This window comes from Kitasatospora sp. NPDC101157, assembly GCF_044768255.1.
Taxonomy (GTDB): Bacteria; Actinomycetota; Actinomycetes; order Streptomycetales; family Streptomycetaceae; genus Kitasatospora.
Map to the genome: position 1 here is coordinate 24,489 of NZ_JBIWPL010000031.1, position 13,356 is coordinate 37,844.

A 13,356-nucleotide genomic window follows, 5' to 3' on the forward strand; every position below is an offset into this window, starting at 1 on the left:
CCTCCAGCGCTCTGAACTGCTGAGCACCGGCGTGTCACCGCGGCCCGCGCCATCCCGTATCCGGTGGAGCGGGCCGCGTCATGTCACAACTGGACTGCGGGAGAAGGCGGTTCGATCGGTGAGCGGCGGGCCGGGGCCGACCGTTCCGCGGTCCGTGCGGCGATGGCGGCGGTGATCCGCAGGAGGTCGGCCGGGCGGGCCGGGTCCAGGCCGGTGAGGACGGCGATCCGGCGCAGCCGGTAGTCGACGGTGTTCGGGTGCAGGTGCAGGGCGCTCGCGGTGTGGCGGCGGTTGAGGCCGCCGGCCAGGTGGGTGCGCAGGGTGGTGAGCAACTCCCCGCCGTCGCCGAGCGGTTCGAGCAGCGCGGCGAGCCGGGAGCGGGCCCGGCTGGGCCGGGTCAGCTGGTACTCCAGCAGGACGTCGTCCAGTCGGTGCAGCCCCGGCGGTCGGCCGAACGCCCGTGCCACGTCGAGGACTTCGTAGGCCAGGGCAGCGGCACTGGGTATCTCCGCCGGTGCCGCGGCGGCCGCTCCGGCCAGGACGGGTACACCGGCGGCGCGGGCCGCTGCGGCGAGGGCGGCGGAGAGTTGAGGCCACGGCTCGTCCGCCACCCGCCCGTCCGCCGGATCGGCGGAACGGTCCGGCGCGGTGTCGAGCGGGACGAGTACCAGGCCGCCCGAGGGGGTGAGTGAGGTGAGCGCCGACCGCCGGGTGCGGTGGTCGAGTTCGGCGCCGAAGCGGCGGAGCTTGCGGCGGGCGGCGATGCCCGGGTCGATGCCGGGTGAGTGCTCGTCCGGGTGGTCGGCGAGGGACAGGCAGAGCACGGCGTAGCCCGGCGGAAGCTCCGTCCCGGCCCGGGCGGCGGCCTCCTCGGTGGGGGTGCCGGCGAGCAGTGCGGTGAGCAGGGACTGCCGGGCGGTGGAGCGTCGGTCGCCGGCCGAACGCTGCCCGTCCAGGTAGCCGGCACCGGCGGCGATGGCGGCCCGGCGGAGCTGGTCGAGCAGCAGGCGGTTGAGCAGCAGCAGGTCGGCGGCGTCACCGGCGTGGGCGTCCCGGGTGAGGAACTCCCAGCAGACTTCGAGCCCGAGGTGGTGGGCGAGCAGGACCGCGTCCAGTGGCAGGCCCTCCTCGGCGCGGCGGGCGGCCGCCTCCCGTACGTCGGTGAACTCCTCCGCGGGGGCCGGCGATCCGGTGCGCACGGCGTGGGCGAGGGCGCGGATGCGGCGTTCGGCGTCCCGGGTGAGCTCGCCGGTGAGCTGCTCGCGGGGGAGGCGGCGGTAGAGCGGCACACGGTCCAGCAGGGCGGCGACCACGCTCGTGGCCAACTCACGGGCGCCGCCCAGGAGTCGCTGGTCCGCAGGGAGTCCGCCGATCACCGGGACGCGCCACCGGGTGGGGTGGCCGGTGCCGGTGGGGGAGTCGGCGGAGGGCTCGCCGGGGCGGGTGGTGGGCGCTGGGGCGGAGTGGGTCGTGGGGGTGCAGTGGGGTGCGTTGTGACCGGTCACAGAGAACACCGTCCAGGTCTGGGGAACGCCCAAGGGCCGGGCCGGAGGGGCGACCGCATCATTGAGCCACTCGGGTTACCTGTTGGTAACAAACTTCCGCCGTGGAGGCAACAGTTGAGAACCCCACTTCTCCGCTTCTCCGCAACTCCCTTGCGCCGTCGGCTCGGAGGAGCCTTCGGTGTGGCCGTACTGGCCGGCGCGCTGCTGGTCGGCGCGGCGGCGGTGCCCGCTTCCGCGGCCCCAGCGGCGGCGCCGGCCGCCGCCACCGCGACCGAACTCCCGCCCGACGGCGACACGGTGGCCTCGCCGCCCGGCGCCAACGACTGGAGCTGCCGGCCGTCCGCCGCGCACCCCGACCCGGTGGTGCTGGTGCACGGAACCTTCGCCAACCGCTACGAGAACTGGCTGACGCTCTCCCCGCTGCTGAAGGGCCTCGGGTACTGCGTCTTCGCCCTCGACTACGGCACCGTCCCCGGCATCACCTCCACCGGCAGCGGCCTGCTGCTGCCGATCGGCGGCCTCGGGGCGGTGCCCGCCTCGGCGGCCCAACTCGCCCATTTCGTCGATCTGGTGAGGACCACGACCGGTGCCGCCAAGGTCGACATCGTCGGCCACTCGCAGGGTGGCATGCTGCCGAACTACTACCTGAAGTTCCTCGGCGGTGCCTCGAAGGTGGACAGGCTGATCGGCCTGGCGCCGTCCAACCACGGCACGAGCCTCGACGGGATCACCAACCTGGCGCCGTACTTCCCCGGGGTGGCCGACCTGATCTACACGGTCTGCCAGGCCTGCCGTGACCAGGCGGTGGGCTCCGAATTCAACGCCACGATGGCCTCGCGACCGGACACCGTGCCGGGCGTGCACTACACGGTGATCTCGACCGTGTACGACGAAGTCGTGACCCCGTGGCGGACCCAGTTCCTCAACGGGCCGGACGTGGACAACGAGGTGCTGCAGGACCACTGCCCGGTCACGCCGGCCGAGCACGTGGCGATCGCCTTCTCGCCGACGGCGCTGCACCTGGTGACCAATGCCCTGGACCCGGCGCACGCCACGCCGGTGTTCTGCGGCTGACGCTTCGCGGTCGGCACGGCCGAGTCGCGCCGCCCGTGTCCCCGGGGCGCTCCGGGGCACGGGCAGCGCGCTGCTCAGCTCGTGGTGGCCTCCGCAGTGGCGACACTGCCGAAGGTGATGGCGGTGCGGAAGGTGATGACGGCCGTGACGCCATCGGGCCGCAGCTGGTGGGTGCCGGGTGCGTCGAGCAACGCGGCGTCGTAGCGGGTCAGTTCGGCGCCGTCGAGGGAGGCCGAACCGGCGAGGCAGACCAGCAGCACCGTCGTGGCGGGCGGGACCTGGACGGCGCCGGGCTCGGTGACCAGGTCCACGGCGGCCTCGGTCCGGCCGCGGCGGGTCATCACGTTGAAGTCCACCACCTCACCGCCCAGCAGTCGGCAGTCGGTGGTGGCGTCGCCGGGAAAGGCGAACGGGCGGAACGGGGCGTCGACCGACCGCTCCACGCCGTCCACGGTGAGCACCATGCCGGCGCCCTCGACCAGGGTGATCACCCGGTCGATCCCGGGGAACGGCGAGAAGGGCCCGGCCGAGGCCACATCGGCGAGGCTGACCCGCCAGTCGAAGTCGTTCAGCCCGGCCCCGGCGGGGAACCCGGCGACCTCCCTGGTCACCCCGCCCCCGTTGAGCCACGGGGTGGCCGGGCGCTCGCTCGCCCGCAGTACCTGGATGCGTCCGCTGGTGGTCATGAGGCCGCATCCTCCCACTTGTGCGGACGGCCGGAAACAGGTGACAGCGAACAGATGACAGCGAACAGCGAACGGATGACAGATGATGAAATCTGTCATCCGTTCGCTGTCATCTGTCATCTGTCATCTGTCATCTGTCATCTGTCATCTGTTCGCTGTCGGCCGCGCCGCCCGACCGCGAACGGCAGCAGGGCCGCAGTCGTCGCCGCGACCGCGACCGTGGTGAGGGCCAGCGGCAGTCCGGCCGCGTCGGCGAGGAAGCCGATCACCACCGGCCCGATGAGCATGCCCCCGTACCCGAGCGTCGAGGCCAGCGCGACGCCCTGCGGTCCGCCCGCCGCGCCCGCGCGTGCGATCGCGAGCGGGAACAGATTGGCCAACCCCAGGCCGACCAGGACGAACCCGCCGATGGCCACCGACACCGCCGGGGCCAGCGCGGCCACCAGCATCCCGGCCGCCGCGGTCAGGCCGCCGAGCAGCATCAGCCGGTTCTGGCCGAGCCGTATGGACAGCCAGGTGCCGCCCACCCGCCCGCTGGTCATGGCGAAGGCGTACGCGGCGTACCCGGCGGCGGCCGTCCCCGCGCTCGCGTGCACGTCGTCGGTGAGGTGGAGGGTGGTCCAGTCGGCGATGGCGCCCTCGCCGTACGCCGTGCACAGCGCCGTGAGCCCGAGTACCAGTACCAGCAGTCGGACGGGCGCCCCGGCCGGGCGGCCGGTGGAGTCCTCGGCAGGTACCGTGGCGGCGCCACCTTCCCCGGCCCCGGCCCCTTCCCCGGCCCCGGCCCCGGTCTCGGCCCCGGTCCCGGGCTCCGTCCCTGTCCCTGCCCCGCCACGCTCCGGCGCGACCATTGGCGCCGCCGGGCTGCGCAGCAGCACGACGCCTGCGCCGACGGTGACGGCCAGTCCGAGCAGCCCGCCGAGCGCGAGAGCCCAGGCGGTGGTCAGCCGGTCGGCGAGCAGCCCACCGAACCCGGCGCCGACCAGTCCGCCGAGGCTGTACCCGGCATGGAAGCTGGGCATGACGGGCCGCCGCAGCTGCGCCACCAGGTCGACGGCGGCGCTGTTCATGGCGACGTTGGCGCCCCCGTACCCGGCGCCGAACAGCAGCAGCACGGCACCGAGCGACAGCACCGAGTGGGCGTGCGCGGGGAGCGGTACGGCGAGGCTGAGCAGGGCGAGCGAGCCCACCGTGACCGGCCGCGAGCCGTACCGGAGGCAGAGCCGTCCGACCAGCGGCATGGTGAGCACGGCGCCGATGGAGAGGCAGAGCAGAGCGAGCCCGAGGGCGCTGTGCGAGGCATTGACCTGGCTTCGGACGTCCGGGATGCGGACGACCCAGGCGGCGAACAGGAAGCCGTCGACGGCGAAGAAGGCGGTGAGTGCGAGTCGTGCGGCGCCCCAGGGTCTGTCGGGCGCCGGGGGTGTGCTGCGAGACTGGGGGAGGGATTCGTCTGCGTGGCGGTGGGAACGGATTTTGTTTCGAAGCGGCACAAAGTCACAATAGGGGCGTGCAGCTCTCACCATCAAGCCCGCGGCCCCGCTCTGGGGTCGACCCCGACGCGCAGCGCGACGCCCACCGCCGCGCGGCCCCCGACCGGGGTCGGACGCTGCTCGGCCCTGCGCTCTCACTGATCCACACCGGTCAGACGCCCACCCGTTCCGCGCTCACCCGCGCGCTGGACGTCACCCGGGCCACCGCCGGCGCGGTCACGGCCGAGCTGGAGGCGCTCGGGCTGATCACCGTCGACTCGCGCCCGGCCGGCGGCGGTCGCGGCCGCCCCTCGCACCGGCTGGCGATCGACCCCCACGGTCCGGTCGTGGTCGCCGGCCAGATCCACGCCGACGGGCTGAGCGTCACCCTGGCCGGTCTCGGCGGACTCCTCGACCCGCCGGTCCACCTGCCGCTGCCCGCCGCCACCGACCCGGTCCGGATGCTGCGCGCCGTCGCCCAGGCCGGTGCGGAACTGGCCCGCTCGACCAGCCGCCGCTGCCTGGCGGCCGCGCTCGCGCTGCCCAACCCGGTCACCGAACCGGACGGCACCGCGCTCGCCGCACTGCACTTCGCCTGGCCCAGCGGCACCCCGGTCGCCGACCTGTACGACGTCGAGGTCGGTCGCGCCGACCACGGCCCGCTGGCGGTGCACCCGTTGCCCACCGCCATCGCCAACGACGCCAACCTCGCCGCGCTCGCCGAGTACCGGCACGGCGCCGGGCGCGGAGCCCGCCACCTGCTCTTCGTCACCTCCGGCCACCGCGGCGTCGGCGGCGCCCTGGTGATCGACGGCCACCTGCACACCGGCAGCGCCGGGCTCGCCCTGGAGGTCGGCCACCTCACCGTCGACCCGCAGGGCCGTCCCTGCGTGTGCGGCAACCGGGGCTGCCTCAACTCCGAGACCGACCCGGACGCGCTGTTCGCCGCCGCCGGCCTCACCCCGGCGCCGGGCCGTCCGCTGCTCGACCAGGCCCGCGAACTGTGCTGGGCCGCCGCGACCGACGAGCGGGCGCGGGCGGCGGTCGAGCACGTGATCGACCGGCTCGGACTCGGACTGGCCGGGGTCGCCAACATCCTCAACCCGGACCGGGTGGTGCTCAGCGGGCTCCACCTCGACCTCCTGGAGGCCGCCCCCGACCGGCTGCGCGCGGTGGTCGCCGAGCGGAGCCTGTGGGGGCGCAGCGGCCGGGTGCCGATCGTCGGCGCGGAGCTGGCGCACGGCGCGCTCGCGGGCGCGGCCGAGCTGGGCTGGGGCCCGTACCTGGCGGACCCGCAGTCGGTGCCGGTGTAGCGGAGCGGTGGCACCCGTCAGCGGACGGGCCGGGGCCACGGGCGATAAGCGGAAGCTGGGTCTTTGAAAACGGTCACTTATCGTGACCCTCGTACACTCGTAGTGAGCAGCGGGGGGCCGCAACGAGGGAGTAGTGACCATGAGTACCCAGTCCGGTGTGAGCCCCGGCATCGAGCCGACCATCGACGTCGACCGCTCGGACCCGAACTACCGGGCCTGGCTCAACGAAGCGGTGCGCAAGGTCCAGGCCGACGCCAACCGCTCCGCCGACACCCACCTGCTGCGCTTCCCGCTGCCGGCCGAGTGGGGGATCGACCTCTACCTCAAGGACGAGTCCACCCACCCGACCGGCTCGCTCAAGCACCGCCTGGCCCGCTCGCTGTTCCTGTACGGGCTCTGCAACGGCTGGATCCGCCCCGACAAGCCGGTGATCGAGGCTTCCAGCGGCTCGACCGCCGTCTCCGAGGCGTACTTCGCCCAGCTGATCGGGGTGCCGTTCATCGCGGTCATGGCCAAGAGCACCAGCCAGGCCAAGATCGACCTGATCCAGTTCCACGGCGGCGAGTGCCACCTGGTCGAGCGCCCGGACGAGGTGTACGCGGCCTCCGCGCAACTCGCCGAGGAGACCGGCGGGCACTACATGGACCAGTTCACCTACGCCGAGCGGGCCACCGACTGGCGCGGCAACAACAACATCGCCGAGTCGGTCTTCGCCCAGCTGCGCCTGGAGCCGCACCCCGAGCCGGCCTGGATCGTCGCCACCGCCGGGACGGGCGGCACCTCGGCGACCATCGCCCGGTACGTGCACTACATGCAGTACGACACCCGGATCTGCGTCGCGGACCCGGAGAACTCGTGCTTCTTCGAGGGCTGGGTCGACCACGATCCGGACGCCGTGTGCGGGAGCGGGTCCCGGATCGAGGGCATCGGGCGGCCGCGCATGGAGCCGAGCTTCGTGCCGGGAGCGGTCGACCGGATGATGAAGGTGCCGGATGCCGCCTCCATCGCCGCGGTGCGGGTGCTGGAGCAGGTGCTGGGGAAGAAGGCCGGGGCTTCCACCGGGACCGGGCTGTGGAGCGCGCTGCGGATCGTCGCGGAGATGCGGGCGGCCGGGCGGACGGGCAGCGTGGTCACCCTGATCTGTGACCCGGGCGACCGCTACCTGGACAAGTACTACTCGGACGACTGGCTGGCCGGAGAGCGGATCGACATCACGCCGTACCGGGCCGCGATGGAGTCCTTCCTGGCGGGCGGCGCCTGGACGGGCTGACAGGCAACAGGCAACAGGCAACAGCTAACAGCTGACGGATGACAGACGACAGAATCTGAAATCTGTCATCTGTCAGCTGTTATCCGTCTGCTGTCAGTTGTCAGCCCCGGGTCCCGCCCCTCTGTCAGCTCCGGGTCCCGCCCCTCGCCGGATCACCGCCCGCCGGCCCGCGAGGTCGATCCCCGTACGCTTCGGCGCACCGTCGTGCTCGTCGTCCCGCAGCACCAGCTCGACCCGCCGCTGCTCCAGCTGCACCCGCTTGCTCGGGTAGAGCAGCGCGTGCAGTTCCTCCGTCGCGGTCGCTCCGGCGCCCCGGCCGTCCCTCGGGGTGCCCGGTCCGCCCACCGCCGGCCGCCTGCGGAACCGCCGCACCACCGCGCCGAGGAAGAACAGCACCACCAGCCCGGCCGGTAACAGCAATCCGCCCGCCGCGCCCGTCAACAACATGCCCATGCGCACCCAACGGCCCGCAGCCGCTGCGGAGTTCCGCCGCCTACGGCAGCGGCGCCGTCGGCAGGTCCGCCGGGACCAGCAGCTGCAGCTCCTCCGTGGACGGGTCGGCCAGGGCCGCCACCCGCACCGCGTGGCGCTCGACCATGGTCTCGAAGATCTGCCGCGCGGTGCGCCCGTTGCCGAAGTTGGGGCCGCGCTCCAGCCGGGCGAAGTGCTCCAGCAGCGCGCCCTCGGCCTCCTCGGAGAGCGCGTACTCGTGCTCCGCGCACTGCGCCCGGGCGATCTCCAGCAGCTCGTCCGCCGTGTAGTCGGGGAAGCTGATGGTACGTGAGAACCGTGAGGAGACACCGGGGTTGGCGGACAGGAAACGCTCCATCTCGGCGGTGTAGCCCGCCACGATGACGACCACCTCGTCCCGGTGGTCCTCCATCAGCTTGACCAGGGTGTCGATCGCCTCGCGCCCGAAGTCCCGTGCGCCGTCCTCGGGCGCGAGCGCGTAAGCCTCGTCGATGAAGAGCACCCCGCCGCGCGCCCGGTCGAAGGCGGCGGCGGTGCGGATCGCGGTCGAGCCGATGTGCTCGCCGACCAGGTCGACCCGGGCCACCTCGACCAGGTGCCCGCGCTGGAGCACGCCGAGTGAGGCGAGGATCTCGCCGTACAGCCGGGCGACGGTGGTCTTGCCGGTCCCGGGGGCGCCGGTGAAGACCAGGTGCCGGCGCAGCGAGGGCGCCTTGAGTCCGGCCTGGCGGCGGCGCCGGCCGACCGAGATCAGGTCGATCAGGGTGCGCACCTCCTCCTTCACCGTGGCCAGTCCGACCAGCGCGTCCAGCTCGGCGAGCGCCTCGTCGGCCGGCCGGCAGTCCGGGATGGGCGCGATCGCCGCGGTCGCCGACGCAGCCGCCGAAGCCGCTGCAACCGCTGGAGCCGAAGCCGCCGATCCGCCGGAGGAGCCGGCCGAGGACAACGGGGCGGCCGTCAACGCGGGCGTGCCCGGGGCCAGTTGTCCGCCTCGCGGACCAGGCAGGTCCGGTCGCCCGGAGGTCTTCGCGCCCGCGGGTACGGCCGGTGCGACGTCGTCCGAGGTGCACCCCTCGGCGACCGGTCCCGGTTCGGAGAACTCGAACCCGGCCCGCTCGTTCTGCTCCGCCCGGCACCGGGTGAGCCGGGTGCGGCACCCGTCGATGATGTGGAAGCCGAAGCCCTTGCCGTGCGAGACCCGGCAGTCCTCGAAGGTGCCCCGCCCCTGCGCCGAGACGTACACCCCGGCGTCGGTGCTCGCCCGTACGGTGCATTCGCGCAGCACCGGGTCGGCGCCCTTGGTGACGATCACCCCGGTGGAGACGTCGGAGATCTCGCAGTCGCTGAGCAGCCCCCCGCTGCCGTGGTCGCGGAACCAGAGCCCGGTCCCGGCCTCCTGCACCCGGCAGGAAGCCAGCGTGACCGTGGCCCCGCCGCTGACCGAGACCGCCGAGCTGCGGATCCGGCTGAACGAGCAGCCCCGGGCGACGGCGGCGGAGTCCCGGTCGAGGACGAACAGCGCGTCCGGCAGGTCGTGCAGCGAGCAGTCGGTGAGGGTGAGCCGGGCGCCGTCGCTGACCCACAGCGCCGGGTACTCGCCGTTGGAGCCGTGGAGTTGGCAGGACTCGGCGACCGCCTCGGTGCCCTGGTCCCAGACCGACAGCGCCCCGCGCCCGAAGTCCCGCACGGTGCTGTTGACCAGGCTGAGCCTGGCGCGCCCGCGCAGGTCGGCGCCGTTCTCCGGCAGGTCGTGCACCCGGCAGCCGGTGAGCACCAGTTCGGCCTCGCCGTCCAGGGTCAGGCCGTTGCCGGTGACCCGGTGGATGTCGCAGTCGACCAGTCGTCCGCCCGCCTGCGCCTCGGCCTGCACGCCGCTGCCGCGGATCTCGTAGATCTCGCAGCCGGTGAGCTCGGCCGCGCTGCCCGGGTCGGAGAGCAGCACCCCGGCGCCGGAGGCGTGGTGCACCCGGCAGCGGTCCAGCACGGCGGTCGCCCCGCCGAGGACGGCGAGTCCGGCCTGGCCGGCCGCGGCGACCTCGCAGTCCTCGAACGCGGCGGCCGTCCCCTCGCCGCGCAGCCGCAGCCCGAGCCCGCCCGGGTTGGCTACCACGCAGCCGCGCAGGGTCGGCCGGGCCCCGCCGCCGATCTCGATCCCGGTGGCGGAGCGGGTCTCGATCCGGCAGCCGCTGAACGCGGGCGTCGCCTGCGGCCCGGTGACCAGGACGGCCGGGGCGGAGCTGTCGCCGCCCTCGACCACCAGGTCCTTCACGGTTGCGGCGGCGGTGACGGTGATCGCCACCCCGGAGGACGGTTCGATCCGGACGGTGCCCGGGCCCTGGGCCGGGACGATGGTCACCGGCTTGTCCAGCAGCACGTTCTCCCGGAAGGTGCCCGGCCGGACGGTCACGGTGTCGCCCGGCTCGGCGGCCGCCAGGGCCTCCGCGAGCGTGTCGTACTCGCCCGCGCGGCGACGCCAGCGGGATGCGCTGTCCTGGGTGACCCGGACCCTGTGCTCAGCCATGACGGTCTGTCGTCCCCACCTTCGTCGTGCCGGCGATCAACGGGCCGTGGGCGCGGGGGCGCGCGGGCCGTCCGCCCACCGTAGCGCGCCCCGGCGGGTGGTCCGTCCGGTCGTTCCGGCCCGCCCGGACGGCCGGCCCGGCGGCCCGCCGCCGCGCGGACACCGGGGGAGCCCACCGCGGCCACAGGTTCCGACCACTTGTTTCAACGAGCGCGCACAGCCGGAGTTCCGTACCGGCGGGCGGGACGCGGAACCGCCCCCCAGGGGGCGCTGCGGCGCTCAGCGCCCGTCGGCCGGCCAGTGCGCCCCGTCCTCCAGCACCTGGACGTCGTCGCCGAGGCGCAGCGTGCCGAGGACGTCGCCCTCGACGCGGGCCGGCCGCTCGGGGATCAGGTTCTGCCCGAACGCGGCCTTGCGCAGCAACTTGTGGTGCCGGGCCAGGGTGCGCAGCGGCTCGGGCCCGCGCCGCTCGCCGCTCTCCTGGTCGGTGGTGGTGACCACGCAGCGGCCGCAGGGCTTGACCACCTTGAAGGTGAGCGCGCCGATCCGGATCCGGCGCCAGCCGTCCTCGGCCCAGGGCTCGGAGCCGCCGACCACCACGTTGGGGCGGAAGCGCTCCATCGGCAGGGTCTCGTGGCCGTCCGGGTGCTCGGCGGCGATCAGCTCGTTGAGCCGGTCGAGCGAGGCGGTGGAGGTGAGCAGCAGCGGGAAGCCGTCGGCCATCGAGACGGTGTCGCCGGGCTCGCCGTATTCGGGGTCGACGGGCCGGGCGCGAGGGTCGTCGAGGTGCACCAGGCGGTAGTCGCCGAGGTGTTCGCCGATCCACACGTGCGCTTCCTTGGCGGCCTCGACGGCGCGGAAGCGGGTGCCCCAGACCTCGACCTCGGCGACCGGGTCCCCGGTGGTGGCGGCGGGGGCGGCGACCTCGATCCGGGAGCCGTCGGGAGTGGTCAGCACGAGGGTGCCGTCGGCCAGCGGGCGGACCCGGATCTGTCCGAGGGCGGCGTTCTCGCGCTGGCTGACGAAGCGTCCGGTGGGGTCGGCGAGCATCCAGCGGCGGTCTCCGGCCAGACCCCAGGGATGGACCGCGGCGTTGTCGGGGCTCAGGCGGTACATCGACTTGACGGGGTAGACGTGGAGTCCGGTGAGGTGCATCCCCCCATCCTGCCAGCAGCGATGCGGCCGGACGCACGGCCCCGGGAACCGCTCGGGCAACCGCGGTCCCACGGCGGTCGCGGCGCCTCCGGGGCCCGGTACGCGCACGGACCGCCCGGTACGCCGTGGGGGGGCGTTCCGGGCGGTCCGTGGATGACCCGTTTCTCCGTTCGCCCGGCGTTCAGGGGCCGCCGGGTGGTGCTCAGGTGGTGCGGGTGCGGGCCGGTGGGGACGGCCCCTGGGTGGCGGTGCTCAGTAGCCCTGGCCCTGCGGCTGGTAGCCGCCCTGCTGGAAGCCACCGGGCTCGCCGTACGGGCCCGGGCGCTGCGGCTGCATCGGGCGGACCGGCGCGACCGGCGCCATGGCCGGGCGCAGCTGGGCACCACCGAAGCCCTGGTCGGCGCCCTGGCCCTGGAAGCCGGAGCCGGCCGGATTCGGACCGCCGAAGGACTGCTGGCCGCCGAAGCTCTGCGGACCGCCCTGCGGCAGGGTGCCGGGCTGGCCCTGGCCGAAACCGGCCGGCCCGCCGGTCGGCTGCGCGCCGAAGGTCTGCTGGCCGCCCTGGCCGATGAAGGTGTTCTGGCCGCCGAAGCTCTGGCCGCCGGTCGGCTGGTAGCCGCCGCTGGCGGTCTGGGCGAAGGTCGGGGCGGCGGGCTGCTGCCGCTGGTACGGCTGGGGGGCGCCGTAACCGGGGGCGGGTGGCTGCGGGGCGGAGGCGTACGCCGGCGCGGACTGCGCCGGGATGTATGCCGTGGCCGGGCCGGCGGAGGGACCGCTGCTCGGGCCGGGGCCCAGGGCGAGGCGGGCGGGCGGCAGCGCGGGGAGGTTGCTGCCGGCATTCTCGTACCCGTTGCCGTACCGGTTCTCGTAGGACGGGCCGAGGCCGGATCCGTAACCGGAGGACAGTGCAGGCGGCAGGGCGGCCGGCACGTTGATGGGCGCGATCTGGGGGACGCCGCGCTCAGCCACGAGGCTGTCGTAGATCGGCGTGCCGGAGGAGAAGGACGGAGAGGGGTAGCCGACTCCGTCGTAGGAGCGGGGCGAGGTCATGGGGCATACGGTAAGCCCACAATGCGCCTGCTGAGGAGAGCGGGAGGGGGAGCAGTTCGAGTGTTTACACAGTCTTCGCTCGCACAAAGGTTTCGAAAGTAGTAAGAACGGACATACCGGCGCTCAGTTCCGGACAACTCTGGCACCCCGTCAGTGATCGAACACCACCCGGACGCGGCGGCCGGGAGGTCTTGCGGTGACCGGCCGGTGGCTGCCCGGGGCCCATGGAGAAACTTTTGCGGACGGGGCGTGCGCCCGGCGCATTCGAGCCCCCGCCGACGGTACGACGGGGGCTCGTGAATGTTTCGGGAATAAGTTTCCCGTCAGCGCCCGGAGCGGGCGATCCGGACACGCTCGCGCGAGCACCGCACGGACCGCCGTCGGGGTGTCAGTGCGACTGCAGTGCCTGCGACTGGGCGGGCAGGCCGGGCCGGGCGGCGACCTCGGTGGTGCAGAACGAGCAGCGGGTCGCGGCGGCCGGGATCGAGCTCAGGCACTCCGGGCAGTCCACCTTGGCGGCCGGCGCGGGCTTGGACTTCTCGAAGCGGTCCTGCAGCTTGCTGACCGGCACCACCACGGCGAAGTAGATCACCGCGCTGACCAGCACGAACCCGATCACGGCGTTGACGAACACGCCGTACGGGAACTTGGTGCCGCCCACCTCGAAGGTCTTCTGGGTGAAGTCGCCGACCGCACCGGTGGCGACCCCGACCAGCGGGGTGAGGAAGGCGCTGACGAACCCGGTGACGACGGCGGTGAAGGCCGCGCCGATCACGATGCCGACCGCGAGGTCCACCACGTTTCCGCGCAGCAGGAAGCTGCGGAATCCCTTGAACACC

Annotated in this window: 11 protein-coding genes; 3 read left to right on the forward strand and 8 right to left on the reverse strand. The window is 73.8% G+C overall.

Annotated features, from left to right (window positions below; genetic code table 11):
• Positions 1 to 83: 83 nt before the first annotated feature.
• Complete coding sequence (locus tag ACIRVF_RS37280) at positions 84 to 1,505, reverse strand: PucR family transcriptional regulator (protein ID WP_402828400.1); 1,422 nt, start codon at positions 1,503 to 1,505, stop codon at positions 84 to 86.
• Positions 1,506 to 1,685: 180 nt separating this feature from the next.
• Here ACIRVF_RS37280 and ACIRVF_RS37285 point away from each other — a divergent pair, with 180 nt between their 5' ends.
• Positions 1,686 to 2,579, forward strand: coding sequence for an esterase/lipase family protein (locus ACIRVF_RS37285; RefSeq protein ID WP_402828403.1), 894 nt, complete (start codon positions 1,686 to 1,688; stop codon positions 2,577 to 2,579).
• Between the two features lie 74 nt (positions 2,580 to 2,653).
• Here the strand turns inward: ACIRVF_RS37285 and ACIRVF_RS37290 are convergent, their stop codons facing one another.
• Both ACIRVF_RS37290 and ACIRVF_RS37295 read right to left on the reverse strand, forming a co-directional pair.
• Entirely contained in the window at positions 2,654 to 3,265 is a 612-nt protein-coding gene (locus tag ACIRVF_RS37290) for a HutD family protein (RefSeq protein WP_402828406.1), read from the reverse strand.
• A gap of 137 nt (positions 3,266 to 3,402) precedes the next feature.
• A complete protein-coding gene (locus ACIRVF_RS37295; RefSeq protein ID WP_402828409.1) occupies positions 3,403 to 4,758 on the reverse strand; it encodes an MFS transporter in 1,356 nt (451 codons plus the stop codon).
• A gap of 17 nt (positions 4,759 to 4,775) precedes the next feature.
• Between ACIRVF_RS37295 and ACIRVF_RS37300 the strand changes: the two genes are divergently transcribed.
• Positions 4,776 to 6,050, forward strand: a complete 1,275-nt coding sequence (locus ACIRVF_RS37300; protein ID WP_402828412.1) for an ROK family protein — start codon at positions 4,776 to 4,778, stop codon at positions 6,048 to 6,050.
• 139 nt (positions 6,051 to 6,189) lie between these two features.
• The gene (locus ACIRVF_RS37305; protein ID WP_402828415.1) at positions 6,190 to 7,320 is read left to right on the forward strand and encodes a PLP-dependent cysteine synthase family protein; all 1,131 of its coding nucleotides are present in this window, start codon (positions 6,190 to 6,192) and stop codon (positions 7,318 to 7,320) included.
• Between the two features lie 93 nt (positions 7,321 to 7,413).
• On the opposite strand, the gene ACIRVF_RS37310 is transcribed toward ACIRVF_RS37305, so the two are convergent.
• The 5 genes from ACIRVF_RS37310 to mscL form a co-directional block, all read right to left on the reverse strand.
• Positions 7,414 to 7,773 (reverse strand): DUF6191 domain-containing protein, encoded by a 360-nt coding sequence (locus ACIRVF_RS37310; protein WP_402828417.1) that lies wholly within the window; start codon positions 7,771 to 7,773, stop codon positions 7,414 to 7,416.
• A 40-nt stretch (positions 7,774 to 7,813) separates the two neighbouring features.
• Positions 7,814 to 10,312 carry a right-handed parallel beta-helix repeat-containing protein gene (locus ACIRVF_RS37315; RefSeq protein WP_402828420.1) on the reverse strand — a complete coding sequence of 833 codons (2,499 nt, stop codon included), beginning with the start codon at positions 10,310 to 10,312 and terminating at the stop codon, positions 7,814 to 7,816.
• 279 nt (positions 10,313 to 10,591) lie between these two features.
• Positions 10,592 to 11,467, reverse strand: a complete 876-nt coding sequence (locus ACIRVF_RS37320; protein ID WP_402828423.1) for an MOSC domain-containing protein — start codon at positions 11,465 to 11,467, stop codon at positions 10,592 to 10,594.
• 252 nt (positions 11,468 to 11,719) lie between these two features.
• Positions 11,720 to 12,517, reverse strand: coding sequence for a DUF6643 family protein (locus ACIRVF_RS37325; RefSeq protein ID WP_402828426.1), 798 nt, complete (start codon positions 12,515 to 12,517; stop codon positions 11,720 to 11,722).
• A 388-nt stretch (positions 12,518 to 12,905) separates the two neighbouring features.
• The gene (gene mscL / locus ACIRVF_RS37330; RefSeq protein WP_402828429.1) at positions 12,906 to 13,355 is read right to left on the reverse strand and encodes a large conductance mechanosensitive channel protein MscL; all 450 of its coding nucleotides are present in this window, start codon (positions 13,353 to 13,355) and stop codon (positions 12,906 to 12,908) included.
• Position 13,356 lies beyond the last annotated feature (1 nt).